Origin of the sequence: Pseudomonas sp. BC42, from assembly GCF_021560055.1 — a bacterium.
Taxonomy (GTDB): Bacteria; Pseudomonadota; Gammaproteobacteria; order Pseudomonadales; family Pseudomonadaceae; genus Aquipseudomonas.
Map to the genome: position 1 here is coordinate 5,974,664 of NZ_CP091067.1, position 23,681 is coordinate 5,998,344.

The 23,681-nt window shown below is 65.1% G+C and carries 26 protein-coding genes; 13 read left to right on the forward strand and 13 right to left on the reverse strand.

Annotated elements, in window-relative coordinates; translation table 11 throughout:
* Nucleotides 1–47: 47 nt before the first annotated feature.
* Both L1O02_RS27030 and L1O02_RS27035 read right to left on the reverse strand, forming a co-directional pair.
* Nucleotides 48–1,688 carry a glycosyltransferase family 39 protein gene (locus L1O02_RS27030; RefSeq protein WP_108544128.1) on the reverse strand — a complete coding sequence of 547 codons (1,641 nt, stop codon included), beginning with the start codon at nt 1,686–1,688 and terminating at the stop codon, nt 48–50.
* A 351-nt stretch (nt 1,689–2,039) separates the two neighbouring features.
* Nucleotides 2,040–2,924, reverse strand: a complete 885-nt coding sequence (locus L1O02_RS27035; RefSeq protein ID WP_235759030.1) for an EamA family transporter — start codon at nt 2,922–2,924, stop codon at nt 2,040–2,042.
* Nucleotides 2,925–3,039: 115 nt separating this feature from the next.
* Here L1O02_RS27035 and L1O02_RS27040 point away from each other — a divergent pair, with 115 nt between their 5' ends.
* A complete protein-coding gene (locus L1O02_RS27040) occupies nt 3,040–3,822 on the forward strand; it encodes a helix-turn-helix transcriptional regulator (RefSeq protein ID WP_235759032.1) in 783 nt (260 codons plus the stop codon).
* Nucleotides 3,823–3,848: 26 nt separating this feature from the next.
* Here the strand turns inward: L1O02_RS27040 and L1O02_RS27045 are convergent, their stop codons facing one another.
* Both L1O02_RS27045 and L1O02_RS27050 read right to left on the reverse strand, forming a co-directional pair.
* Nucleotides 3,849–4,166, reverse strand: a complete 318-nt coding sequence (locus L1O02_RS27045) for a hypothetical protein (RefSeq protein ID WP_011059155.1) — start codon at nt 4,164–4,166, stop codon at nt 3,849–3,851.
* 5 nt (nt 4,167–4,171) lie between these two features.
* Nucleotides 4,172–4,333 (reverse strand): hypothetical protein, encoded by a 162-nt coding sequence (locus L1O02_RS27050; RefSeq protein WP_164990710.1) that lies wholly within the window; start codon nt 4,331–4,333, stop codon nt 4,172–4,174.
* Nucleotides 4,334–4,533: 200 nt separating this feature from the next.
* Here L1O02_RS27050 and L1O02_RS27055 point away from each other — a divergent pair, with 200 nt between their 5' ends.
* Together L1O02_RS27055 and L1O02_RS27060 are read left to right on the forward strand one after the other, a co-directional pair.
* Nucleotides 4,534–5,004, forward strand: a complete 471-nt coding sequence (locus L1O02_RS27055; protein WP_235759034.1) for a hypothetical protein — start codon at nt 4,534–4,536, stop codon at nt 5,002–5,004.
* Between the two features lie 83 nt (nt 5,005–5,087).
* Nucleotides 5,088–5,576 (forward strand): hypothetical protein, encoded by a 489-nt coding sequence (locus L1O02_RS27060; protein ID WP_173664401.1) that lies wholly within the window; start codon nt 5,088–5,090, stop codon nt 5,574–5,576.
* 12 nt (nt 5,577–5,588) lie between these two features.
* Here L1O02_RS27060 and L1O02_RS27065 read toward each other — a convergent pair whose 3' ends face one another.
* Entirely contained in the window at nt 5,589–6,623 is a 1,035-nt protein-coding gene (locus L1O02_RS27065) for a zinc-binding alcohol dehydrogenase family protein (RefSeq protein WP_235759036.1), read from the reverse strand.
* 106 nt (nt 6,624–6,729) lie between these two features.
* Between L1O02_RS27065 and L1O02_RS27070 the strand changes: the two genes are divergently transcribed.
* The 3 genes from L1O02_RS27070 (at nt 6,730) to L1O02_RS27080 (ending at nt 9,081) form a co-directional block, all read left to right on the forward strand.
* Nucleotides 6,730–7,083: a helix-turn-helix domain-containing protein gene (locus L1O02_RS27070; RefSeq protein ID WP_235759038.1), complete on the forward strand. Its 354-nt coding sequence runs from the start codon at nt 6,730–6,732 to the stop codon at nt 7,081–7,083.
* 32 nt (nt 7,084–7,115) lie between these two features.
* Complete coding sequence (locus L1O02_RS27075; protein ID WP_235759040.1) at nt 7,116–7,484, forward strand: hypothetical protein; 369 nt, start codon at nt 7,116–7,118, stop codon at nt 7,482–7,484.
* Between the two features lie 130 nt (nt 7,485–7,614).
* Nucleotides 7,615–9,081 (forward strand): glycosyltransferase family 39 protein, encoded by a 1,467-nt coding sequence (locus L1O02_RS27080; protein ID WP_060842422.1) that lies wholly within the window; start codon nt 7,615–7,617, stop codon nt 9,079–9,081.
* A 55-nt stretch (nt 9,082–9,136) separates the two neighbouring features.
* Here L1O02_RS27080 and L1O02_RS27085 read toward each other — a convergent pair whose 3' ends face one another.
* Nucleotides 9,137–9,472, reverse strand: a complete 336-nt coding sequence (locus tag L1O02_RS27085; RefSeq protein ID WP_235759042.1) for a hypothetical protein — start codon at nt 9,470–9,472, stop codon at nt 9,137–9,139.
* 211 nt (nt 9,473–9,683) lie between these two features.
* Here L1O02_RS27085 and L1O02_RS27090 point away from each other — a divergent pair, with 211 nt between their 5' ends.
* Nucleotides 9,684–10,232: a hypothetical protein gene (locus L1O02_RS27090; protein WP_231979001.1), complete on the forward strand. Its 549-nt coding sequence runs from the start codon at nt 9,684–9,686 to the stop codon at nt 10,230–10,232.
* An 87-nt stretch (nt 10,233–10,319) separates the two neighbouring features.
* Complete coding sequence (locus L1O02_RS27095) at nt 10,320–10,778, forward strand: hypothetical protein (protein WP_060837439.1); 459 nt, start codon at nt 10,320–10,322, stop codon at nt 10,776–10,778.
* A gap of 42 nt (nt 10,779–10,820) precedes the next feature.
* Here the strand turns inward: L1O02_RS27095 and L1O02_RS27100 are convergent, their stop codons facing one another.
* Complete coding sequence (locus tag L1O02_RS27100) at nt 10,821–11,378, reverse strand: pesticin C-terminus-like muramidase (protein WP_060837438.1); 558 nt, start codon at nt 11,376–11,378, stop codon at nt 10,821–10,823.
* Nucleotides 11,379–11,546: 168 nt separating this feature from the next.
* On the opposite strand from L1O02_RS27100, the gene L1O02_RS27105 reads away from it, so the two are divergent.
* The 3 genes from L1O02_RS27105 to L1O02_RS27115 all read left to right on the forward strand — a co-directional run bounded on the left by L1O02_RS27105 (nt 11,547) and on the right by L1O02_RS27115 (nt 13,337).
* Nucleotides 11,547–11,930, forward strand: coding sequence for a hypothetical protein (locus L1O02_RS27105; RefSeq protein ID WP_016965010.1), 384 nt, complete (start codon nt 11,547–11,549; stop codon nt 11,928–11,930).
* An 82-nt stretch (nt 11,931–12,012) separates the two neighbouring features.
* Complete coding sequence (locus L1O02_RS27110; protein WP_047283839.1) at nt 12,013–12,672, forward strand: DUF2589 domain-containing protein; 660 nt, start codon at nt 12,013–12,015, stop codon at nt 12,670–12,672.
* Nucleotides 12,673–12,752: 80 nt separating this feature from the next.
* Complete coding sequence (locus L1O02_RS27115) at nt 12,753–13,337, forward strand: DUF2589 domain-containing protein (protein WP_060837437.1); 585 nt, start codon at nt 12,753–12,755, stop codon at nt 13,335–13,337.
* A gap of 46 nt (nt 13,338–13,383) precedes the next feature.
* Here the strand turns inward: L1O02_RS27115 and L1O02_RS27120 are convergent, their stop codons facing one another.
* Nucleotides 13,384–14,016 carry a histidine phosphatase family protein gene (locus L1O02_RS27120; RefSeq protein ID WP_231979000.1) on the reverse strand — a complete coding sequence of 211 codons (633 nt, stop codon included), beginning with the start codon at nt 14,014–14,016 and terminating at the stop codon, nt 13,384–13,386.
* A 404-nt stretch (nt 14,017–14,420) separates the two neighbouring features.
* On the opposite strand from L1O02_RS27120, the gene L1O02_RS27125 reads away from it, so the two are divergent.
* Nucleotides 14,421–16,340: a methyl-accepting chemotaxis protein gene (locus L1O02_RS27125; RefSeq protein ID WP_060842418.1), complete on the forward strand. Its 1,920-nt coding sequence runs from the start codon at nt 14,421–14,423 to the stop codon at nt 16,338–16,340.
* Between the two features lie 322 nt (nt 16,341–16,662).
* Entirely contained in the window at nt 16,663–17,691 is a 1,029-nt protein-coding gene (locus L1O02_RS27130) for an AraC family transcriptional regulator (protein WP_060842417.1), read from the forward strand.
* A gap of 6 nt (nt 17,692–17,697) precedes the next feature.
* Here the strand turns inward: L1O02_RS27130 and L1O02_RS27135 are convergent, their stop codons facing one another.
* The 5 genes from L1O02_RS27135 to L1O02_RS27155 form a co-directional block, all read right to left on the reverse strand.
* Nucleotides 17,698–18,066, reverse strand: coding sequence for a glyoxalase superfamily protein (locus L1O02_RS27135; RefSeq protein ID WP_060837433.1), 369 nt, complete (start codon nt 18,064–18,066; stop codon nt 17,698–17,700).
* Between the two features lie 116 nt (nt 18,067–18,182).
* The gene (locus L1O02_RS27140; protein WP_235759044.1) at nt 18,183–19,649 is read right to left on the reverse strand and encodes a D-aminoacylase; all 1,467 of its coding nucleotides are present in this window, start codon (nt 19,647–19,649) and stop codon (nt 18,183–18,185) included.
* Nucleotide 19,650: 1 nt separating this feature from the next.
* A complete protein-coding gene (locus L1O02_RS27145; protein WP_060837431.1) occupies nt 19,651–20,511 on the reverse strand; it encodes a MurR/RpiR family transcriptional regulator in 861 nt (286 codons plus the stop codon).
* On the reverse strand, nt 20,512–21,861 hold the full coding sequence (locus L1O02_RS27150) for a gluconate:H+ symporter (protein ID WP_060837430.1): 1,350 nt from the start codon (nt 21,859–21,861) through the stop codon (nt 20,512–20,514).
* A 215-nt stretch (nt 21,862–22,076) separates the two neighbouring features.
* The gene (locus L1O02_RS27155; protein ID WP_235759046.1) at nt 22,077–23,522 is read right to left on the reverse strand and encodes a SulP family inorganic anion transporter; all 1,446 of its coding nucleotides are present in this window, start codon (nt 23,520–23,522) and stop codon (nt 22,077–22,079) included.
* Nucleotides 23,523–23,681 lie beyond the last annotated feature (159 nt).

Here is a 23,681-nt window from a genome sequence, read left to right on the forward strand (position 1 = left end):
GATCGCAGGGGCCAAAAATACGACCCGCACCACTCGCTGCAAAGGACTTACTGCAACTGAAACACCAAACAGGGATTGTCATTCAAGCGCCCCTCGTACACCGGCTGCTGGTTTTCCAGCGAGGTGCCCTGCAGCTTCTCTCGATCCTTGCGCGCCACGATCACCCAGGAGCCGTGGGGCAGCGTGTCCAGTTGCCCGGGGGCGTCGCCGGCGACAAACAGCGGCTGTTCGTCGTGGTCCAGGTTCATCATGTAGCGCACCGCCCAGGTGTCCTGGCCCAGGTTGAAGAACACCAGGGGACCGTGTTCGGCCGCGCGCAGCTGCTCCACGTCGCTGACGAAGCCCTGGGTGTCGAATTGCCGGTCCTTGCCCGGGTCCACCACCGCCACCAGCAGGGTCCATTGCGCCGCCAGGGCCAGGGCGCTGAGCAGCACCAGGCGCCGCCCGAAGCTGCCCCGGGTGTGGCGCCAGCAGTACAGCGCCAGCAGTTGCAGCAGGGCAAAGATCGCAATCAGCAAGGGCATCGACACCGGCGGCCAATAGCCGTGCTTGTGCCAGCTGTGTTTGAGCACGAACAGCACCAGGATGCACAGCCCCGGCAGCACACCCACCAGCCACAGGTAGGCACTGCGCACCTTGCCCATTTGGCCCCGAACCATGAGCAGGCCGTAGGCGGCCACCGCGGCGAACATTGGCACCATGGGCAGGATGTAATAGGCGCGCTTGAAGTGCGGCACCGACAAGCCCAGGAGGATCATCAGGCCGCAGGCGCCGAGCCGCAGCACCAGGCGCAGTTGCGGGTCGGCATGGCGCCGGAACACTTGGCTGCGCAGCATCCACAGGGTCACCAGGGCCAGGGGCACCACCGGGAAATAGCGGTACAGCGCCAGCTGGAAATAGAAGTAGAACGGCTCGCCACTTTCATCCAGGCGCCCGCTCACCTGCATGTTGTAGACCTGATGGACAAAGGCCTCGCCGCCGCTGACATAGGCCAGCTGCATCAGCAGCCACCAACAGCCGGCCAGCACCAGCAGGCCGCCGCAACCGTAGCCGAGCACGTGCTTGAACAAGGTGCGGCGCGCCTCCTGGGTGCGGCTGTCTCCCAGCAGCCAGTAGGTGCAGACCACGCCGCAGACTTCCACCAGCCCCAGGGGCCCGCGAATGGCGAAGGCCAGCACGAACAGCGGCAGCACCAGCCATGGCCGCAGTCGCGAGCCGCGCTGCTCGCCGCTGTGCAGCAGGTAGAAGGCCCCCAGGCACAGTAGCGAGATCATCTGGTCCAGGCACACCGAACGGGACTTGTCCAACAGCTGGCTGGTCAGCGCCGTCAGCAGCACCGCGAGCAGCGCCCAGGTGCGACCCATGGGCGCCAGCAAGCGGTACAGCAGCGCCAGAACCCCCGCCGAGGCCAGGGCCGTGGGCAGCACATTGGCCAGGTGGTTGGGCGCGCCGAACAGCTGGGCGCACAGGTAGCTGAAATAGGTCGCCGTGCCCGGGTAATCCGGATACGGCTGGCCATACGTGGTGGGGAACAGACTCGGCCCGTGGCGGAACATCTCCTGCAGAAACAGCGCCCAGCGCCCATCGAAACCCTGGGGCTGCTGGTCCCAGATGCCAAAGGTGAACAGCAGCAGGGCCGCCAGGTAGATACCCCAGGACTCAATCCCGAAACGCGTTTCTCGAACCATCTTCGCCCCGTCAGAAAGTGCCGCGCCATGGGCCCGGCGTAAGGCTGAACATGGTGCGCGCGCCCCCCCTGAACGGTGACTGAACGAGGATAAAAAACCCGCCTGCCCCACCGACTGTCAGCGACTGGGTGATTGCCGGCCGAACCTCCGGCGCCTTCAAGATCGCCGCGCCTCCTCCGGAGCCGTTCGCAGCCTGCGGCAGCGGCTACACAAAGCCGCCTGTAGCCGCTGCTGAGCCCGCGAAGCTGCGAAAAGGACCGCAGGGCCTTGCTTGGCGATTGACCGACGAACCTCTGGCGCCTTCAAGATCGCTGCGTCTCCTCCGGAGCCGTTCGCAGCCTGCGGCAGCGGCTACAGGGACCGGCGCCCCAGGGCCGAAAACCGGCGCCAGTCGAACTGCCCCACGGCCAGCGCCAGCAGGATCAGGCCCATGGATACAGCCTCATCGACCCCGACCCGCTGCCCCAGGATCAGCACCGACCCGGCCATGCCGAACACCGGGATCAGCAACGACAAGGGCGCCACCCGAGAGACCGGATACTCCCGCAGCAACAGGTTCCAGCCCCAGTAACAGAAGTGCGTTGCCGCATAGACCTGGAACATCAGCGACAGCAGCGCACTGACGGACACCTGCCCGGCCAGTTGCAGAAACGGCGCACTCCCATGGCTTACCCAGGTCAACGCCAGCAGCGGCAACGGCGCAAACAGGCTGGCCCAGACCACGAAGGCGAACACCTCGCGAACCCCGCAGCGCTTGATGATGACGTTGCCCACGCTCCAGCTGAAGGCGCTCACCAGCAGCAAGGCGTAACCCAGGCTGGTGGCGTGCCCAGGGCTGTCGCCGATGATTCGCAGCAGCCCCCACAGCGCAATGGCCGTGGCCAGAACCTGTTGCCAGCGCAGGCGTTCGCCGAACAGCAGCACGCCCCAGCCGAGGGAGAAAAAGGCGCTGAACTGGATCAACAGCGACGCCGTGCCCGGCGCCACGCCCTGATCGATCCCCAGGTTGATCAGGGCCCACATGGCCACGCCGAATATCAGCCCGTAGGCCGCCAGCCAGCCAAACCCTACCGGCGGGCGCGGCACCAGAAATACCCAGGGCAAGGCCGCCAGGGTGAAGCGCAAGGCGGTGAGCAGCAACGGATCGATGCTCGCCAGCCCAAGCTTGGTGATGGGAAAGTTCAGGCCCCACAAGGCGGTCACCAGCAGGGCCAGGAACAGGTGTTTTTTCTGCATGTCGCGCGGTCCAGGAAAGGCGGCCGCGAGCAAATCCCCGGCCGGGACCGAACTATCGCCGCAGCACGCCATGGCCCGCTTGCAGTATCAGGTCAACTATCAGTAGATTCGGGCCATGCAATCTATCGCTATCGATCCCTACGAAAACATCCCCCGAGACGCGCGGGTCACGGCCGTCGACTATGCGGACGGCCAGCACTTCGCCGAACACCAGCATCGACGCGGGCAATTCGCCTACGCCGCCACCGGGGTGATCAGCGTCTACACCGAACAGGGCAACTGGGTGGTGCCGCCGCAACGGGCGATCTGGGTACCGGCCGGGGTGACCCACGCCATGCACATGCGCGGCCCGGTGACCCTGCTCAACACCTATGTGCGCCCCCGGGCGGCACAGCGCCTGGGCTTGCCGGCGCAATGCGAGGTACGGGAAGTGTCCGAGTTGCTGCGCCAACTGCTCCTGCGGGCCATGCACCTCCCCGCGCTCTACGCCAGGGACGGCGTGCAGGGGCAATTGATGAACCTGCTGCTGCATGAAATCGCCAGCATGCCGGCCTTGACCCTCAACGCCCCGCTGCCGGACGAGCCGCGGCTGGCCAGGGTCTGTCGCGAGTTGCTGGAACAGCCATCGCTGGAGTTGGGGATCGATGCCATAGCCGAGCGCGCCGGCATGAGCCGTCGCACCTTCACCCGGCTGTTTCGCCAGCACACCGGCATCAGTTTCGTCGAATGGCGCCAGCAGGCCTGCCTGTTGGCGGCCGTGGTGCGCCTGGGCCGTGGCGAGGCGGTGACCCGGGTCGCCAGCGACCTGGGCTACAGCAGCCCGAGCGCCTTCAGCAGTGTGTTTCGCAAGGTCCTGGGCGAGGCGCCCAGCCGTTACTTTGCCCGGGCCCGGGCCTGAAGGACCCGAGCCAGAGCGAGGCCGTGCTAGAGGAACACGGCGGACAACATCCCCAGCGCACCGAGGCAGAAACCGATCAAGGCACCGCGCCCGGGCGCCTGCTGGAACAGCGCCCAGATCACCAGCGGCTCCAGGAGCAGCAGCGAGGTCACCGAGACCACGGTGATGATCCAGATATCGCCCACCGCCACGTAACCCAGCCAGTAGGCCGCCAGCAGGCAGATACCGCCCAGGCACATGATCAGCACCGGCAACGCCAGTTCGGCACCAGAGGTGTTGCCGGAATGGGCCAGCCGCGCCACCACCACTTCACTGTAGATGGCGCAAAACTCGCCCAGCACCATCAGCCCTACAGCAGAAACTCCGAGTAATTCTTTGGACATGTAACAAACCCCTTGGTATTGAGAGCCCGATTTTTCAGCTCCCAGGCATTGATCGCTCCGCTGATGGAGCCGGAATCACGATGCGCAGGGGTACGGGGCAACTCGGTAATTGTCAGGAACTTGAACATGTCCATCTCCTTCTGGGTGGGTGACGCAAGCCGGGCCCGTGAACAGTCGACGGGCCGCTGCCTGTATAAGGGATTTTCTGCCCCGACGTCATCCACCAAAGAACATTGACCGCAAAAAAACCACGCAAACTCCACAATCAAACCGCCTGCTTGCCGATAGCCTGGGTCCGGTCATCCTCTGCCTGAAGCCCGTGCCCACCATGTCCCAAGCGCCCCAATCCGTTCGCCCCCTGAACCGCGGTCACTGGATCGCCACCTATTTCATCGGCGTCGCCGGGCTGGCCCTGGCCCTGGTGCTGGTGGTCAACCTGATACTGCTGACCACCAGCCAGCACCCGTGGAGGGCGCTGCTCGACTCCCTGTCGTTCAGCGTGGCGGTGCTGATGGTGAGCCTGGTGCTGATTACCCTGATCGCCGCCTTGCCGTGCATCCTGTTCTTCTGGCTGGCCCAGCGCTTTACCTGGCGCCGCCTGTGGATCTACCTGGTGAGCGGAGCCCTGGCGGCGCAGTTCGCCATTCCCGTGATGACCCAACTGCTCCCCGAACTCTTCAACCTCCCGCACGGCGTCAGCGCTGCGCTGCACTATTTACAGCTGGCATCGATGTTCGGCGGCTGCGGGGTGTTTCTGGGGGTAGTGTTCTGGTGGCGCAGCGGGCGTCACTTGCGCTGAGCCGAGCCTTTATTCACCAGCGGCCCGACGCCAAGGCACCCTTGAGCAGGGCCAGAGCAGCCACCCATATAGCGACCTTTGCCATGTCCGTAACCACTCCACCCCCACGCAGCGTGCAGCCGGAAGACTGGTTCGCCGCCTACTTCATCGGCGTCACGGCCCTGGCCACGGTGCTGGCCCTGCTGCTGATGCTGACGATGCTAGCCAGCGCCGGTTCGTTGAACGGCGACATCATTCTGCAGACGCTGTTCGTGGGCCTGCTGACCCTGGTGGTCAGTGGCGTGCTGACCGGCATTATCACAGCCCTGCCCTGCGCCCTGTTCTTCTGGCTGGCCCAGCGCTTTGCCTGGCGCAACGTGCTGATCTACCTGTTCAGCGGCGCTGTGGCCGCCATGCCGACCATTCCCGTGGTCGCGAGCCTGGCCCCTTCCAGCTTCTATTCCGACCCGGCCGAAGAGGAACCGCTACCCGAGGGTTTGCCGCGCTACCTGCCACTGGCGCCGCTGTTCGGTTGTGCGGGGGCCTTCCTCGGCGGCGTCTTCTGGTGGCGCAGCGGGCGCCACCTGCGCTGACCGCGACAGCCTCTACAACGAGGCGCCGGGCTCGGCCTTGCGGGCCACCACCACCTTGCCCAGCAGGCCACCCTGCTCCACCCGGGCATGGGCCCGGCGCAAGCTGTCGGCACTGAAGGGGTGAATGACTTCATTCAAGGTGCTGCGTATCACGCCCTGGTCCAGCAGTTGCCCCAGCCGGTTGAGGATGTGGTGCTGCTCGATCATGTCCGGGGTCTGAAACAGCGCCCGAGTGAAAACCATCTCCCAGTGCAGAGACACGCTCTTGGCCTTGAGCGGCAGCGCATCGAAGAAGTCGTGATCGTCGATCAGCGCAAGATGGCCGTGAGGCGCGATGATTTCGCTCAGCTCGGCATAGTGCCGGGCGGTGTGGGTCAGGGCGGCGATATGGCTCGGCGGCGGCAGGTCGAGGGCGGCCACTTGCGGCACCAGCGAGCGGGAATGATCCAGCACCCGATGGGCCCCCAGGTCCAGGCACCACTGGCGGCTGTCGGGTCGCGAGGCGGTGGCGATCACCGTCAATCCGGTCAGCTGGCGCGCCAGTTGGATCAGCACCGAGCCCACGCCACCGGCACCGCCGACAATCAGCAGCGTGCCCTGCCGGGACAGGTCGCCGGGCACCCGGCCCAGGCGTTCGAAGAGCAATTGCCAGGCGGTCAGCGCGGTCAACGGCATGGCCGCCGCCTGGGCAAAGGACAGACGCTTGGGCTTGTGCCCCACCAGGCGCTCATCGACCCGGTGCAGCTCGGCATTGGCCCCCTCGCGGGTGAAGGTGCCGGCGTAGTACACCGCGTCCCCGGGAGCGAACAGGGTCACCGCGCTGCCCACCGCGCGGACCACGCCACTGGCGTCCCAGCCCAGGGTGCGCACGTCGTCCGGCACCCTGACCTTGCCGGCGCGGACCTTGGTGTCCAGCGGGTTGACCGACACCGCCTCGACCGCCACCAGCAGGTCATGGGGTTCGAGTGACGGCTCGGCCCGATCCAGGTCGTAGAGGGCTTGGGGATCGGACAGCGACGAGCCTTTGAGGTAGGCGATGGCCTTCATTGCAAAGCGTCCTTGGCGTTGGAAAGCGCACACTTAAATCCCTCATGCCCCACACGCACAAGTAGGGTACTTTTGCGTACCTGCTACGCAAAAGGACCGTCAGGCGATGAAAAACAAACACTACCAGGACATTCCGGGCTGCCCGGTGGAGGTCACCCTGGACCTGATCGACGGCCGCTGGAAAGGCGTGATCCTGCATCAATTGCTGGCCAACGAGTTCCTGCGTTTCAACGAGCTGCAACGCCGCCTGCCGGGGATTTCCCAACGCCTGCTGACCAAGCAATTGCGTGACCTGGAAGGCGCCGGGCTGGTCTCGCGCACGGTGTACGCCGAGGTGCCGCCACGGGTCGAATACCGCCTGACCGCCGAAGGCCGATCGCTGCAACCGGTGATCGAGGCGCTGTCCGCCTGGGGCCACGGGCGCATCCAGCGCCGCCGACAGGAAGCCGCCCTCCTCTAGCGGTCATTATTCCCCTTACTGCAGGTCTCGCCATGCCAGCCCAAGCGGATGCTTACCCAAGGTTCAAGATCTACCAGGGCACGACCCTGCTCGGCTGGTCCGCCCTGGAATCGAATGACCCGCCGATGGGCGTGGCCTGGGGCCAATTCATCGCCGCCCCGGCCTACGCCGCGCTCCAGGAGCAGGTGCGGGTACTGACGGGGGCCGCGGACCAAAGCTCGCTGCAACTGCAGGTGTATCACCTCGACCAGCCCGTGCCGGCCATGGGCGTGAGCCTCCAGGACTACTCTGCCGAGTGCGGTGCAGAGGCCATCGAGATCAGCGTGCTGGGCATTGGCTACCCCCTCTACGAGCAGCTGTTCCCGCATGCCGTGGCCGCCTACCTGAAAGCCCCGGGGTGACTGGGCCGAGCTCGGAAAAACCGACTATTTCCCCCTACTTGTTCACAATTTGTTAAGACTCGCCTCCGTATACTTTGGCGCTTGCCCGCAGCCTCCCGGCTGCGCCTCTTGATCTGCCGGCGCACAACCCATGTCACGACCCGCTCCGCTGCTGTTCCTGCTGGCCTGCCTGCTGTTCTTCTTCGCCCTGGGCAATCACCAGTTGCAAGGCTCCACCGAGGCCCGGGTCGCCGGGATCGCCATGGAAATGCACCTGGACGATGACTGGGTCACGCCGCGCCTGTTCGGCACGCCGTTCCTGGAAAAACCACCGCTGAGCCTGTGGCTCGACGCCAGCGCCATCCGCGCCTTCGGCGGCACGCCCCTGGCGGTGCGCCTGGCCTCGGCCTTTGCCGGGCTGTTCAGCGTGATGCTGCTGTACGCCATGCTGCGCCGTTTTGGCCGCCCGGCCACCCTGGCGGCAGTGGCCGGGCTGATGCTGGCGACCATGGCCAGTTACTGGAGCAACGTGCGTGGCGTGGGTGAAGATGCCCTGCTCAGCCTCGGAGTGACCCTGGCCCTGCTGGCGTTCTTTCAGGCCCAGCGCCGTCAGGCCGAACAGCAACCGGCGTTGCTGGCCTGGTTAGCCTTCGCCGGCGGCATTGCCATCGCCACCCTGAGCAAGGGCGTGCTGGGCCTGGCCATGCCGGGGGTGGTGATCTTCGCCTACCTGCTGGCCGACAGCCTGATCGAAAAACGCTTCAGCTTCGGCCAGTGGCTGCGCCCCGGCTTGCTGACCCTGCTGGGCCTGGTGCCGCTGATGATCTGGCTGTACATGCTCTATCAGCGCGGCGGCCTGCAAGCCCTGGGCGAAGTGCTGTGGACCAACAGTGTCGGGCGCTTCGACGGCTCATTTGTCGAGGCCGGGCACTACGAGCCCTTCTATTACTACCTGGCCAAGCTGCCCCAGGCCTTCCTGCCGTGGAACATCCTGGTCTACCTGGGCCTGTGGCACTTTCGCAAGACCCTGGTGCAAAACCGCTACCTGCTGTTCTTCAGCCTCTGGTTGCTGGCGCAGTTCACCCTGCTGTGCCTGGCCTCCAGCAAACGCACGGTGTACCTGATGTCCCTGACTCCGGCGGCGGCGGTGCTGGCGGCCGAGTACGGGGCAGTGCTGTACCAGCGCCTCGCGCAGCGGGCTGCGGGCAGCGGTTTCTGGAGTGCGGTGGGGCGTCGGCGCCAGGGCCTGGCGATCGCCCTCATGAGCCTGATCATTGGCGGTTATCTGGTGAACGCCCAATGGGCCGCGCCCCGGGCCGACCGTGAGCTGTCGTTCGTCCCGGTGACCGACCAGATCATGGCGCTGCAGGCCAGCGGGCATCAGTTGGCGCTGTATCAGGCCAACGAGCGCATTGCCGGCGCCAGCGTGTTCTACACCCAGAGCCTGCTCAAGGACCTGCAGACCGAAGCGCAGTTGCAGGCCTTTCTCGCCGAGTCGCCGCAGCATGTCGCCGTCATCGGCGGCGACCAGACGCCCAAGCCGCCATTGCAGATCCTCAAGACCCTCATGGTCAGCCGCCAGGCCTACCACTTCGTCAGCCTCGCACCGGGCCACTGACCCGCCAACGAAAACGGCACCTGAATCAGGTGCCGTTTGTCTATCCGGGCGAGGCTTACTGAGGGTTCTTCAGCTTGACCACATCACCGGAGACCTTGGTGGTGTAGCCGTTCAGGACCCAGGCCCAGAACCAGCTTTCCTGGACCTGGGTGTTGATCAGGGCGTCGCCGCCCTTGGCCTTGATCGCCGCAGTCTGCGCGCGGACGAAACGGCTGTTCTGCTGGATCGGGATCACCCCGAACAACATGATGCCGGTGGCGGTCGCTTCACTGTGACCGATCACGGTGTACTGGCTGCTGTCCAACTGCTGGGTTTTCATCGGGGTGCCGGTGCAGCCCGCAAGAACCAGACCGAGGCAGGCAGAGGCAACGACTTTGCTGATGTGCTTCACGACGTAACTCCATGGAAAAAGCGTCCGGGATTCATTTCCCGGGCGCGGCACTTTACTCGCGGGACATTGAAATGCCCATCCCCGTGGCCCCGCCCCTTGCCCACGCCCCCTTGAACGCCACCCCTTGAACCCTTTCCCGCTGATACCCGCTCACCGCCCTTGAAACCATGACTCCTGCCCATTGACGGGCATTTCCTCAAAGGAGTCAGTCATGACCATTACCGTTACCACCACGACCCTGGACCAGGCCGTCGCCCAGAAGCGTTTCGACGATGCCTGCCACTATCTGCGCCAATCCGACCTGGCCAACTTCCTGATCGACGAACTGATCGCCGTCAAGGAAGAGCTGATCGTGGAAGTCACCAACTCGTCGGCAGCGGACAAGACCGACCGCTGGATTCCTCCGGCCGCCAACTCCACCACTTCCGCCGGGCGCGTGGTGTGGAACCTCAAGTCCCAGGTGTACGCCATCGAGAAAAAATACAAGCAGCCGGACCTGAGCAATTTCCAGAAATTCCTCGCGCTGTTCAGCAGCGACCGGGTCGAGCGCCTGTCCCCCGCCCTGGTGCTGATGCACGAGCTGGGACACGCCTGCCAGTTCCTCACCAACAAGGCCGAGTTCCGCCAGCAACTGGCGAACAAAAACATCCTCGAAGTGGAAAACATCAACGTCAACGCCATCGAGAACACCGTGGCCAAGGAATTGACTGCTAAAAACAACAAGGAAGGCCTGCGCTGGGATTACCTCGACGCCCGCTGAGCCTTGCTCCCCGGCGACAGCCTGTCGCCGGGGGGACTTCCCCCGTGTTCGTGTCGGGCCGTGCGGCCTGGAAAAGGAGTTATTCCCATGTTGATTCTGCGTTCACTGATCATCGGCCTGAGCCTGCTGGCCAGCGCTGCCCACGCCCTGGAAACCGCCCAGGTGCCGCCCGCCACCCTCAAGGCCTACGCCGCCACCCTGAGCTCCGTCGCCGGCAGCAGCCAGTGGCAGCAACTGTGGAAACGCTCTCGTGACCAGGGCGTGTTCGTCCACCAGGGCGAGCAACCGCGCTTTACCGTCAGCCAGGACAAACTGCCGGACATGGCCCGCAGTACCTTGCTCAACGCCGGCAGCGTCACCCCGCAAAACACCACTCAGGCACTGTACCGCTACGAGTTTTCCAACCCCATCGGCCAGGCCAAGGGCATTTCCCTCAGGGCCATGTGCCTGTTGGTGGACTGGCGTACGCTGCCCAGCAATACCCAGCCTGATGACACCCACTACATGGGCAGTGTGAGCCTGCTGCACACCTACCCCTGCCCTTGAAACCGGCCAGCCGCCCAGGCCCGGGGCCTGGGCGGCAACCGCTCATGAGCCGAGCTGCGAGCCCAGCAGATCGGCCTCCTTGCGCCGCCGAGTGCCGTAGCTGTCGCCAAAATTGCGCAGGTTGGCCAGGGCACTCTTCCAGTCGCGAGCCACCACCTGGGCCCAGAACTTCGGCGTGCGGCTGGCCAGGCTGCCGTACTGAAAGGCCACCGAGGCGATCACGGTCTGCATCGGCGCCGGCAGCTGGGCGAAATCCACCCCGCTGGCCTGGGTGTAGGCCGCGGCCAGGCGATCGACGAAGGGCGCCTTGTACGCCTCATCGATCAGCTCGGCCTCGGCGCTGCTGATGCTCAGGGGCTGGTCAACCAGAAACTGCTTGGCCTTGAGTCCCGTCAGCCCCAGGTAGGGCGTCAGCCGCCGCACCAGATCCGCCGGCAGGTTGAGCGCCTGCAGATCCTGGACCCCGCGCTGCCCCAGGTCGAACCCGGTGCCCACCGTCACCCCGCTTTTGCTGTTGGCCGCATCGGGCACATAACCGCGAGTCATGGCACCGCCTTCGAGGGCGGCGATAAAACTGAAATCAATCGCATAACGTGACATGGATATTTCCTCCAACGGTTGAAGAAAATCCAGTGCACCACCCGCGACCGATACAACATCAGAATGTAATAGTTCCCTTTAATAGGGGGGAAATTTCCCACTGAACAACGGACGAGGCACCTCCTTAGGATCGAACCAGCGTTATCCATAATTCCAAGGAGGTACCAAATGGACGTGAAAGACCTCAGTCTCATTGATGTTCGCCAACTACCCCACTCGCTCCAGGCCCTCATCGACTGCATCGGCCTGGAGAACGCCTACCGCCTGACCCGGGAATACGGCGGCCGTCCCAAGTACATTCCCAAGCACGCCGAACGCACCTCGCTGGCCCTGATCCTGCCCCCCGACGCCCTCAACGCCCTGATCGAACGCTTTGCCGGCCTGGCCCTGGAAATCCCCAAGGCCGATCACTTCTGCCGGCAGATCCGCAACCAGCACATCCAGCTGGAAAGCCTGGGCGGCATCTCCCGCAGCGTGCTGGCGGACAAGTACGGCCTGAGCCTGCGGCAGATCGGCAATATCCGTCGCCTGGAAGCCAACACTCACCGGTAATCGATTCCCGCTGAATCGGCCGTCACGGCTTTCTTAAGGTGCAGGGGCGCATTTCGCGCAACGAAGAACAAGGAGCTAGACCATGGCAGATATTGATAAGGGCTTGATCGGCGGCGTGATTGCCGCGCTGCCCCTGGACAAGATGATCACCGGCCCACTGATGGCGATGATTCAGGCGCAGGTCGCCGCGAGCAAAGCCTATGCGGACTTCCTGATGGGCGTGTGCATCAAGGACGGCCAGGCGGTATCGGTGCAGTTCGACTACGACGAAACCCTGGTGGATGAACAGGGCGTCTACAAGGGCACGGTGAAGAAGTCGATGCGCATTCCGCTGCTGGCGGCCATCAGTCACCCCAACATCACCATCGAGGAAGGCTCCATCGAGTTCGAGCTGACCATCAGCCAGATGGCCGAGGACACCAGCTCCACCGAAGCCTCCGGCAGCTTCGAGGCGAAGCTGGGCTGGGGCCCGTTCAGTGTGTCGGTCAAGGGTGCGGCAAGCCACAAATCCACCCAGACCCGCAAGACCGACACCCGCGCGCGCTACGCCATCAGCACCAAGATCGTCCGCCAGGACCCACCGGAAGCCCTGATGCGCGTCATCGACTTCCTCACCGACGCTGCCACCAAGCCGGTGCGGCTGCCGAGCACTCAACCGACCGACCCGGACAAGCTGCCAACCGCTAATACGCTGGCAATGCCGGGCGCTGCGGCCGAGAAGAAAACCGGCACCGGCGGTTGATCCACGCGGCACCTTCGACCCAGTAACCCGCCCCGCCTTCACGGCGGGGTTCTCCAGCCACCGAACAAGGAGCGTGATCCATGGCATTCTTTTCCCGCCGCAAGGAGCCCATGTCAGCCAGCGACCTGAGCCACATCACCCGGGGCATGCACCAGGCCGCCGCCGCCACCCACAACCTGATCGCCCAGCAGTACATCAAGCTGTTCGACCAGTTCTTCGATTACAACGTCAACGACCTGGGCACGCCGATGAAGGCCAAGATGGTCGAGGTGGCGCTCAACGAGCAGCACATCATCAATGTGCCGCTGATCGCCCTGGTTTCGCCCAAGGGCCTGGCCCTGCACAAGATGACCGTCGACCTGTCGGTACGCATGCATGGCACCGAACTGCAGAAGGCCAGCCACGACCTGGAGAATGGCGAACTGCAAAGCGAGAAGTTCTTCGTCACCTTCGGCAGCGGCAAGCGCGAGGGCCAGGAACGCGACCCGGACGAAGTGCAGATCAGCATGGAGTTTCGCGACTGCGAGCCGCCGGAAGCGATCCAGCGCCTGATCGAAGAGTTCACCAACCTGATCAGTCCGCAACGGATCGAGGACGGCCCCGCGCCGACGGCGATCGCGCCCGCCGGCAGCCCGCCAGCCGATCCGGACCTGCTGGCCCCCTGAGCCCGGGGCGCGCCCGGCTGACCGCAGCGGTCAGCCCCGAGGCGCATCAAGGCTTGAGGTTCACCGAACGCCAGTCGCTGGCCTCGATCATGCCAAGCATCTTCGGCGCGCCATTGAGGGTATCGGTGGTGATGAACAGGGAAGCGCCATAGCCCAGGGTCGGGGTCGCCAGCTTCAGTTCCTGTTCCAGTTCATCCATGCATTCACTGTGGGTCACCAGCACAAGATTGCGCCCGGCCACCTTGTGCGCCAGCACGTCGCGCAACAGATTGCCCTTGCAGTCGTACAGCCAGCCATCGCCACTGCTGACCTTGCTGAACATGTAGCCCGCAGTCTGCGCGGTACGGGTCATGGGGCTGTTGTAGAGGTCGGTGCGTTCCAGGCCCAACTGCTCGAATCGCGCGCCGATGGCTACCGCCACCTCCCGGGCACGATCGGTAATGCCATCGGCGGGCCCCAGGCAGGGCGCGCTGGAACGGTCGCAGCGCTCCACATGCCGCACCAGGACAATGGTGTCGCCCTTGGCCCAACTGCTGGTCACCGCCTTGATCCCGGCCACATTGCCGTGAGCCAGGTCGGGCACCGCCGTCGGCTGCAACAGCAGCAGGCCAAGGGGAATCAGCAAAAAGGCCGCCAGCAGCAACCCCAGGCGGTTCTTGTAACGCGTCAGGCCGCCCATCGCAAATGAGCGTTTGACCGGCGGCAAAGCGAGTCTTGTGGCCACTGTCCAACCGCCCCTCTGAGAATGATCCGATGTATTGAGCGACGCGCCATCAGGCTAGCGCCTGCTGATGACAAACGAGCGCCGCCGAATGCCGGCGGCATCGACTCGTCGGACTCTAGGGCGGCAAGCGTGGGGCGCGGGTGAAATGAATGTGAAAAAAAGCTCAACGGACCGACGGTGATCCCGCAAAATGACCGTCCATCGCATCAAACATTGTCCTGGGACAATACCGACGAAATCGTTTCAGCTATGGAACGTCCCGCCGATACACCCCCTACAAAACACCTTGCTGGTCACCAACAACAACAATCTTCCAGCCAACTCAAGATCAAGAAGAGCTACGTTCCTGGAGGAATTCAATGAGTAGTTGGTTTGCCAACATCAGCGTCAACCTTAAGCTGGGCCTGGGTTTCGGCCTCGTCCTGGCCCTGACCACCGTCCTTGCACTGACCGGCTGGACCAGCCTGGGCAACCTGATCGACCGCAGCAACTGGATGAGCGACATCACCCAGCTCAACAGCGGCCTGACCAAACTGCGGGTCACCCGCCTGCAGTACATGCTGGCCAACGGCGACGAAACCGCCGCCCAGGGCGTGCAGAGCACCCTGGACGATTTCAGCGCGCAGCAGAAAAAGCTCCTGGCCTCGTTCCAGAGCCCGGACAACATCAAGCTCCTGCAAGGCCTGGGCACGACCATCAGCGCCTACCAGGACTCGCTGAACAAGATGCGCAATGCCTACCGCACCGGCGACGCCGCGCGCCAGGCGATGAACCAGAACGCCGAGCGCGCCAACGACCTGATCAACGCCATCAACGCCCGGGTCAAGCAGATGCCCCTGAGCGACGAGCGCTTCGAGCAGTTCCAGGCCATCACCCAGGCCAAGGACGCCTTCCAGCTGGCCCGCTATGAAGTGCGCGGCTACGTCACCACCAACAACCCGGACACCGAACAGAAAGCCGCGACCCAGCTCAATGCGGCGATTGCCGAGCTGGACCAGCTCAATGCGCACTTCGGCAGCACCCAGCGCGACGCCATGCAACAGCTGGAAGCGGCCCTGAGCGGCTACCGCAGTTCGCTGCAGGCCTTCAAGCTGGCCTTCAGCGATGCCGTGCAGGCGCGCAAGGAAATGACCGACCAGGGCGCCGACATCGTCAGCCGCAGCGACGCCCTGTACCAGATCCAGCTGGACCGTCGCGACATCGAAAGCGCCCAGGCCCGCAGCCTGCAGTTGATCAGCACCCTGCTGGCGCTGCTGGTGGGCGTACTGGCCGCCGTGATCATCACCCGGCAGATCACCCGCCCGCTGCAGGAAACCCTGGCCGTGGTCGAGCGCATCGCTTCCGGCGATCTCACCGAAAACCTGCGGGTCACCCGTCGCGATGAACTGGGTGTGCTGCAACAGGGCATCGCCCGCATGGGCGTGACCCTGCGCGAGCTGATCGGCGGCATCCGCGACGGCGTGACCCAGATCGCCAGCGCCGCCGAAGAACTGTCGGCCGTGACCGAGGAAACCAGCGCTGGGGTCAACAGCCAGAAAGTCGAGACCGACCAAGTGGCCACCGCCATGCACGAGATGACCGCCACCGTGCAGGAAGTCGCGCGCAACGCCGAAGAGGCCTCCCAGGCCGCGGCCGCCGCCGACGGCGAAGCCCGCCAGGGTGACAAGGTGGTGGCACAGGCCATCGAACAGATCGAGCGCCTGGCCAGCGAAGTGGTGCGCTCCACCGACGCCATGACCGTGCTGCAACAGGAAAGCGACAAGATCGGCAGCGTCATGGACGTGATCAAGGCCGTGGCCGAACAGACCAACCTGCTGGCGCTGAACGCCGCCATCGAAGCGGCCCGGGCCGGTGAAGCCGGGCGTGGTTTTGCCGTGGTCGCCGACGAAGTGCGGGCCCTGGCCCAGCGCACCCAGAAGTCCACCGAAGAGATCGAGGAACTGGTGGCCGGCCTGCAGAACGGCACCCAGCAAGTGGCCACGGTGATGAACAACAGCCGCAGCCTGACCGACAGCAGCGTCGAGCTGACCCGCAAGGCCGGTGCCTCGCTGGAAAGCATCACCCGCACCGTGTCCAACATCCAATCGATGAACCAGCAGATCGCCGCCGCCGCCGAACAGCAGAGCGCCGTGGCCGAAGAGATCAGCCGCAGCATCATCAACGTGCGCGACGTGTCCGAACAGACCGCCGCCGCCAGCGATGAAACCGCCGCCTCCAGTGTTGAACTGGCGCGCCTGGGCGGCCAGTTGCAGATGATGGTCAGCCACTTCCGCGTTTGATTTGCGCCCCGTCGCCGCCCCCCCCCTTGAACCAGGGTGGCGGCCACACGCGGGTTGGTAGACCGGTACTCCAGACAACCGGCGCACGCAAGGTGCCCCGCGCATGGACGCCCTACCTCTGTAGCCGCTGCCGCAGGCTGCGACAAGGCCCGCAGGGCCTTCCGAGGTCCTCAAGAGCGGCGTCCCCTTCGGGGCCGGTCGCAGCCTGCGGCAGCGGCTACAAGAAGCGGGGGCGCAGGCCATTTACAGCCCTTGGGGTTTGCCGTTACCTTTCCCGGTCTTCGTCCTGCTGTCCTAGGGATTAGTCACCAGGAACCCGTACATGCCCAGCCTCGGTTTTACTTCGGTCCCGCCCCTGCTGAAATACCTGCTCTATGCCGAGCAACTGGGTATTGCCACCGAGCCGGCGCTGGCGGCGGCCGGGCTGCAAGCCGCGCAGTTGAACGACACCAGCCTGCGCCTGCCCATGGAGGTGCATGAACGGCTGCTGGACTATTTCTGCCAGCACTCGGGCGATCCGCTGTTCGGGCTGAATTCGGCGCGCTTCGTCAAACCCAGCTCCTGGAACGTGCTGGGCTACATCACCATGAACTGCGCGACCCTGGGCGAAGCCATGGGCCGCATCATGCCGTTCGAAAAACTGGTGGGGGACATGGGCACCAGTCGCGCCGAGGCGGCAGGCGATCAGGTGCGGCTGATCTGGAATTGCCGCCATCAGCGCCCGGACATTCGCCGGCACCTGGTGGAAAACGTCCTGGCCTCCTGGCTGTTGTACGCGCGCTGGATCGCCGACTCGCAGTTGTCGCCCAGCGCAGTGTGGTTCGAGCACGCCCTGCCGGACCAGGCCGAGGCGGCGCAGTACGAGGCGTTGTTCGGCTGCCCGGTGCTGTTCCAGCAACCCTGCTCGGCGCTGGTGGCGCCACTGGACTACCTGCAGTTGCCCCTGCGCCAGGCCGACGCACGCCTGCTCAAGACCCTGGAAGAACATGCCCAGGCGATGATGGCGTCCCTGGGCGATGCGCCCCTGGCGTTGCAGGTGCAGAACCTGTTGCGCCAGTTGCTCAAGGACGGCCTGCCGCGCAAGGAGCAGGTGGCGGAGCAGTTGCAGATGTCGGAACGCACCCTGCAGCGCCAGCTGCAACAGGCCGGCACCTCCTACCAGCAGATTCTCGATGACTTGCGCCAGGAGTTGGCCGAGCACCACTTGCGCCACAGCGCCCTGTCGATCCAGGACATCGCCGATTGCCTGGGCTACAGCGAATCCCGTTCCTTTCACCGCAGCTTCAAGAACCGCACCGGGCTGACCCCGGGGCAATTCCGTCAGGCCACGCTGAGCACCGGCAAGGCCTGAGCCCCCTCAGACGCAAATGGCGTTGGTGAACACCAGTCGATTGCCGAATGGATCGCTGACGGTCATGTCCTGGCTGCCCCAGGGCATGGCCTGGATCTGCGGATGGGAGAAACGGTAGTTCTTGGCCAGCAATTGCTGCTGGAAGGCTTCCAGCTCGTCGGTCTCGATCCGCAGCGCCGCACCCGGGGTGCTATCGCCGTGATGCTCGGACAGATGCAGCACGCATTCGCCCCGGGACACCTGCATGTACAGCGGAAAGTCATCCTCGAAACGATGCTGCCAATCCAGGTTGAACCCCAGGAAGTCGAGGTAAAACTCCCGGGCCTTGGCTTCATCGAAGATCCGCAGGATGGGGGTGGTTTTGCCAAAGCTCATTGCACGACTCCCTGACCGAAATAAGCCGCCTGTACCGACGGCGGTTCCCAGCACTTCGGCGCCACTCAGGGATTCTTTAATAGCACCGCGCCATCACTGTGACGAAGATCAAAGAATCAGCCCGCGGTGCGAAAGCCCCGGCGCAAATCCCCCTCCCGCGGCAGGAAGCGCCCGGCGCGCTGAGCGTTGGCCCGGCCCTGGGCATAACTGCACACCCCGTTGACCCAAACCCCGTCGATCCCTTGCGCCGCTTGCTGCGGGTGCTTGAAGTCGGCCACGTCGCGCACCCGCGCCGGGTCGAACAGCACCAGATCCGCCCAGTGCCCTTCGCGGATCTCGCCGCGCTGCTGCAGGCCGAAGCGCGCGGCGGAAAGCCCGGTCATCTTGTGCACCGCGGTGTGCAGCGGGAACAGGCCCAGATCGCGACTGAAGTGCCCGAGCACCCGGGGAAAGGCGCCCCACAGGCGCGGATGGGGGAAGGGATCGTCCGGCAGGCCATCGGAGCCGATCATCGATAGCGGATGGGCGAGGATGCGCCGCACATCGCTTTCATCCATGCCGTAGTACACCGCCCCCGCCGGTTGCAGGCGCTCGGCGGCGGCCAGCAGGCTGACGCCCCACTCGTCGGCAATCTCGTTCAGATCACGACCGCCCTGTTCGGGGTGCGGCGTGGACCAGGTGATGGTGATGCGGTACGCATCGGTAACCTGCTTGAGATCCAGGGTCGAAGAGCTGGCGGCGTAGGGATAACAATCACAGCCCACCGGATGATCCTGGGCCGCCCGCTCCAGGGCCGCCAGCAGTTGCGGGCTGCGTCCCCAGTTGCCGGCCCCGGCGCATTTGAGGTGGGAGACGATCACCGGCGCCCGGGCCGCGCGACCAATGAGGAAGGCCTCGTCCATGGCCTCCAGCACCGGCTCGAACTCACTGCGCAGGTGGGTGGTGTACACCGCGCCGAATGCCGTCAGTTCCTGGGCCAGTTGCAGCACTTCATCGGTGTCGGCGCTAAACGCGCTGGCGTAGGCCAGCCCGCTGGACAGGCCCAGGGCCCCCTGCTCAAGGCTCTCGCGTAACTGCCCGCGCATGGCCGCGATCTGATCGGCGCTGGCGCTGCGGTACAGGTCCGGCAGGTGGTTGCTGCGCAGCGCCGTGTGCCCCACCAGGGCCGCGACATTCACCGCTGGCTGCGCCTGGTCCACCGCCGCGCGGTAGTCGCAAAAACGCGGGTAGACAAACATGCCGCGCTCGCCCAGCAGGTTCATCGGGTCCGGCGGGTCGCCCTTGAGGCTCACCGGCGCGGCGCTGATCCCGCAGTTGCCGACAATCACCGTGGTCACGCCCTGACTGAGCTTGGGCAACATCTGCGGCTGGCGGATCACCACCGTGTCGTCATGGGTGTGCACGTCGATGAAACCCGGGGCCAGCACACGCCCGGCGGCATCGATATCGACCTCGGCCGTGGCCATGGACAGATCGCCAATACAGGCGATGCGACCGTCGCCGATCGCCAGGTCGGCGGGGTAACCCGGGCGGTCGCTGCCGTCGATGATCAGGGCGTTGCGGATCAGCGTGTCGTAGCGCATGTCAGTCTCCCAGGGGCAGGCAGTCTTCGCCGCCACGGTAATGGTCCAGGGCCAGCTTGATTCGCCGCAGGCGCTCCTGGTTGTCGTCCGGCTGGGCCAGGGCCAGCTCGGTGGCCAGCACGTCGATGGCCAGGAGCATGCCGTAGCGGGCGGCGGTGGGCTTGTAGATGAACGGGGTTTCGGCGCTGTGCAGGGGCAGCAGCACATCCGCCAGTTGCGCCAGGGGCGAGTCGGGCAAGGTGATGGCCAGGATCCCCGCGCCGTAGGTGCGCGCCAGGGTCACCGCCTCCAGCAGCTCGGGGGTGATGCCGGTCAGGGAACAGGCGATCACCGCGTTTTGCGGCCCCAGGGCGGCGGCGGTGACCCGCATCATCACCGGGTCGTGACAGGCGGCGATGGGGTAGCCCAGGCGCACCAGGCGCACCTGCAGTTCATCGCTGCACAGGGTCGAGCAGCCGCCGCTGCCGAAGGCGTGAATCATCCGCGCGCGCCCCAGCAAGCGCACCGCGTCGGCGAACTGCGCCTGGGTGAAACCGGCCAGGTGCCGATGCAGCACGGACTCGATGTCGCCGACGATCTGCCGGTAGAAACCGGACTGCTCGGGCGTACTGCCCGGGTCGAGAAAGCGGCTGCCGACGCCGCTGGCCTGGGCCAGTTGCAGGCGCAGTTGACGCAGGTCGCGGCACCCGACGCTGCGGGCAAACCGCGACAGGGTGGCGGCGCTGACTTCGGCGCGTCGGGCCAGTTCGTCGAGGCTGGCGGAGGCGCCAAAGCCGACGTCGTCCAGCAGCAGACGGGCGATCCGCTGCTCCCCGGCGCTGAAGTCGTTCAGCCCCGAACGGATCTTGTAAAGAATGTCCATCTACAGCAGCTCCGCGAGACCCAGGGTCAGGCCGAAGGCGATCAGCGAAATCAGCGTCTCCAGCACGGTCCAGGTCTTGAAGGTTTGAGTGACGGTCATATTGAAGTATTCCTTCACCAGCCAGAAGCCACCGTCGTTGACGTGGGACAGAATCACCGAGCCGGCGCCGGTGGCGATCACCAGCAGTTCCGGGTGCGGGTAGCCCAGGCCGACGGCCACCGGCGCCACCACCCCCGAGGCGGTGGTCAGGGCCACGGTGGCGGAGCCGGTGGCGACCCGCATCAGCACCGCGAACAGCCAGCCCATCCACAGCGGCGACAGCTGGAACTCATGGGCCAGGCCGACGATCTGCTCGGTGACCCCGGAGTCGATCAGAATCCGATTCAGGCCGCCCCCGGCCCCCACCAGCAAGGTGATGCTGGCCGTGGGCGCCAGGCATTCGTTGGTGAATTTGAGGATCGATTCACGGTTGATGCCCTGGGCCAGCCCCAGGGTCCAGAAACTCACCAGGGTGGCCACCAACAGAGCGATCACCGAGTTGCCGATGAACAGCAGGAACTGATTGAGCCCGGTGCCGGGCTCGGCCAGCAGGTTGGCCCAGCCGCCGATCAGCATCAGCACCACCGGCAGCAGGATGGTGAACATGGTCAGGCCAAAGCTGGGCAGGCGCGCCCGGGGTTCGCGAGCAATGAACTGACGCTCCAGGGGGTTCTCGGCCGGCAGGTGGATGTGCGGCACGATGAACCGGGCATACACCGGACCGGCGATGATCGCCGTGGGCACGCCGATCAGGATCGCGTACAGCAGGGTCTGCCCCACCGACGCCTGATAGGCCTGCACCGCCAGCATCGCCCCCGGGTGCGGCGGCACCAGGGCGTGGACCACCGACAGCCCGGCGACCATGGGCAGGCCCACCATCAGCAGCGACACCCCCACCCGCCGTGCCACGGTGAAGGCAATGGGGATGAGCAGTACAAAACCCACTTCGAAAAACAGCGGCAGCCCCACAAGAAAGGCGATACAGACCATGGCCCAATGGGCGTTGCGCTCGCCGAAGCGGTCGATCAAGGTCCGCGCCACTTGTTCGGCGCCGCCGGATTCGGCCATCAGCTTGCCGAGCATGGTGCCCAGGGCCACCACCAGGGCGATATGGCCCAGGGTCTTGCCGACCCCGGCTTCATAGGCACCCACCACGCCGGACGGCGGCATGCCGGCCATCAGCGCCAGGCCGACGGACACCAGGGTGATGACGATAAAGGGATTGAGCCGGTAGCGAGCGATCAACACGATCAACGCAATGATGGCGACTGCGGCGTAGCCCAGCAGCCAAAAACCCGATGCAGGAGCCATGGGACCCTCCTTGAAGACAGCGTCACTTCGAATGGTTGTGAAACGCTTTAATCACTTAAGGAGGAGGGTTTCAAACCCAGTGAAACTAATTTTCGTAAAGAGGCAGGCCTTGTCGCGAACAGCTAAGTAAAACGCCGCTCGATGAAAATCGGCAGTGGATATTTTCACTCCACGGCCCTGACAAACCGCCGAGCGGAACGACTCGCCCGAGGGCTTCAGTCGGGCTGCACCCGAGCCCGTTTCAGCAGCTGCCTGCAACGTTCGGACAGGTGCAGCACCTGCAGGTGCTTGCCGGCCTTGGCATAACGCTCGCGCAGGGTTTTCAGGGCGGCGATGGCCGAGTAATCCACGAAGCTCAGGTGGCGACAGTCGATGGTGACGTGCTGCGGATCGCCCGCCGGGTCGAACTGGTTGAGAAACGGCGTGGTGGAGGCGAAGAACAAAGTGCCGTGCAACTGATAGCGCTTGCTGCCGTCGGCCTCCAGGTGAGCGTCGGCATACAGCTCCCGGGCCTGCTGCCAGGCGAAGTTGAGGGCGGCGATGACAATGCCGCAGAACACCGCCATGGCCAGGTCGGTGAACACCGTGATCACGCTCACCGCAAAGATCACCAGCACATCGTTCAGCGGCACCTTGCGGATCACCCGCAACGAGGCCCAGGCAAAGGTCTGCTGTGACACCACGAACATCACCCCCACCAGCGCCGCCAGGGGAATGCCTTCGATCAGCGGCGCCGCAAACAGCACGAACAGCAGGATCAGGCCACCGGCCCCCCCCCCGGACAAGCGCCCGCGGCCGCCGGAACTGAGGTTGATCACGGTCTGCCCGATCATCGCGCAGCCACCCATGCCGCCGAACATCCCCGAGACCATGTTGGCCGCCCCCAGGGCCACGCATTCACGGTCCGGATGGCCGCGGCTCTCGGTGATTTCATCGGTGAGGTTGAGGGTCAGCAGGGTTTCCAGCAGGCCGACCATGGCCATCAGCAGCGCGTAGGGCGCGACGATCGACAGCGTCTCCAGGTTCCACGGCACCTGGGGCACGGCCAGGCCCGGCAGGCTGCCGGCGATGTGCGCCATGTCGCCCAGGGTGCGGGTCGGCAGGTCCAGCAGGTACACCAGCAAACCGACGCCGAGGATCGCCACCAGGGCCGGCGGCACGGCGCGGGTCAGGCGCGGCAGCAGATAGACGATGGCCATGGTCAGCGCCACCAGGCCGCCCATCAGGTACAGCGGCCGGCCGCTGAGCCAGTGTTCGCCGCTCTTGAAATGCTCCAGCTGGGCCAGGGCAATCACGATCGCCAGGCCGTTGACGAAGCCCAGCATCACCGGGTACGGCACCATGCGCACCAGCTTGCCCAGGCGCAGCAGGCCGAAGGCGACCATCACCAACCCGCCCAGCAACACCGTGGCCAGCAGGTACTGCACCCCGTGCTGCACCACCAGGGCGACGATCACCACCGCCATGGAACCGGCAGCACCGGAGATCATCCCGGGGCGACCGCCGAACAGTGCGGTCAGGGTGCAGATGAAGAAGGCGCCGTACAGGCCCATCAACGGGTTGAGGTGAGCCACCAGGGCGAAGGCGATGCATTCGGGGAGCAAGGCGAAGGACGTGGTGAGTCCGGCCAGGACATCGGCGCGCAGACGTTTTGCTTTCATGGTTGACCTGATCGACGGACCGGCGGACGCGGTCCTGGGGGAGAGCGGAAAAAGGCGCGCAATGGTACGGAATTGAAGCGCCGCCGAACAGCCGCTCGTCGGCGCGTGAGCAACAAAGGCAGGAGCTGGCTTGCCAGCGAAGCGGCGCTCGATCGGGCG

Coding starts and splice junctions, on each gene's coding strand:
- L1O02_RS27060 (WP_173664401.1), top strand. CDS start 5,088: ATGTCCGTAACCACTCCACCCCCACGCAGCGTGCAGCCGGAAGACTGG.
- L1O02_RS27095 (WP_060837439.1), top strand. CDS start 10,320: ATGTTGATTCTGCGTTCACTGATCATCGGCCTGAGCCTGCTGGCCAGC.
- L1O02_RS27050 (WP_164990710.1), bottom strand. CDS start 4,333: ATGTTCAAGTTCCTGACAATTACCGAGTTGCCCCGTACCCCTGCGCAT.
- L1O02_RS27065 (WP_235759036.1), bottom strand. CDS start 6,623: ATGAAGGCCATCGCCTACCTCAAAGGCTCGTCGCTGTCCGATCCCCAA.
- L1O02_RS27090 (WP_231979001.1), top strand. CDS start 9,684: ATGACCATTACCGTTACCACCACGACCCTGGACCAGGCCGTCGCCCAG.
- L1O02_RS27045 (WP_011059155.1), bottom strand. CDS start 4,166: ATGGTGCTGGGCGAGTTTTGCGCCATCTACAGTGAAGTGGTGGTGGCG.
- L1O02_RS27055 (WP_235759034.1), top strand. CDS start 4,534: ATGTCCCAAGCGCCCCAATCCGTTCGCCCCCTGAACCGCGGTCACTGG.
- L1O02_RS27075 (WP_235759040.1), top strand. CDS start 7,116: ATGCCAGCCCAAGCGGATGCTTACCCAAGGTTCAAGATCTACCAGGGC.
- L1O02_RS27030 (WP_108544128.1), bottom strand. CDS start 1,688: ATGGTTCGAGAAACGCGTTTCGGGATTGAGTCCTGGGGTATCTACCTG.
- L1O02_RS27035 (WP_235759030.1), bottom strand. CDS start 2,924: ATGCAGAAAAAACACCTGTTCCTGGCCCTGCTGGTGACCGCCTTGTGG.
- L1O02_RS27155 (WP_235759046.1), bottom strand. CDS start 23,522: ATGAAAGCAAAACGTCTGCGCGCCGATGTCCTGGCCGGACTCACCACG.
- L1O02_RS27135 (WP_060837433.1), bottom strand. CDS start 18,066: ATGAGCTTTGGCAAAACCACCCCCATCCTGCGGATCTTCGATGAAGCC.
- L1O02_RS27125 (WP_060842418.1), top strand. CDS start 14,421: ATGAGTAGTTGGTTTGCCAACATCAGCGTCAACCTTAAGCTGGGCCTG.
- L1O02_RS27145 (WP_060837431.1), bottom strand. CDS start 20,511: ATGGACATTCTTTACAAGATCCGTTCGGGGCTGAACGACTTCAGCGCC.
- L1O02_RS27110 (WP_047283839.1), top strand. CDS start 12,013: ATGGCAGATATTGATAAGGGCTTGATCGGCGGCGTGATTGCCGCGCTG.
- L1O02_RS27115 (WP_060837437.1), top strand. CDS start 12,753: ATGGCATTCTTTTCCCGCCGCAAGGAGCCCATGTCAGCCAGCGACCTG.
- L1O02_RS27105 (WP_016965010.1), top strand. CDS start 11,547: ATGGACGTGAAAGACCTCAGTCTCATTGATGTTCGCCAACTACCCCAC.
- L1O02_RS27150 (WP_060837430.1), bottom strand. CDS start 21,861: ATGGCTCCTGCATCGGGTTTTTGGCTGCTGGGCTACGCCGCAGTCGCC.
- L1O02_RS27080 (WP_060842422.1), top strand. CDS start 7,615: ATGTCACGACCCGCTCCGCTGCTGTTCCTGCTGGCCTGCCTGCTGTTC.
- L1O02_RS27130 (WP_060842417.1), top strand. CDS start 16,663: ATGCCCAGCCTCGGTTTTACTTCGGTCCCGCCCCTGCTGAAATACCTG.
- L1O02_RS27040 (WP_235759032.1), top strand. CDS start 3,040: ATGCAATCTATCGCTATCGATCCCTACGAAAACATCCCCCGAGACGCG.
- L1O02_RS27140 (WP_235759044.1), bottom strand. CDS start 19,649: ATGCGCTACGACACGCTGATCCGCAACGCCCTGATCATCGACGGCAGC.
- L1O02_RS27120 (WP_231979000.1), bottom strand. CDS start 14,016: ATGGGCGGCCTGACGCGTTACAAGAACCGCCTGGGGTTGCTGCTGGCG.
- L1O02_RS27070 (WP_235759038.1), top strand. CDS start 6,730: ATGAAAAACAAACACTACCAGGACATTCCGGGCTGCCCGGTGGAGGTC.
- L1O02_RS27100 (WP_060837438.1), bottom strand. CDS start 11,378: ATGTCACGTTATGCGATTGATTTCAGTTTTATCGCCGCCCTCGAAGGC.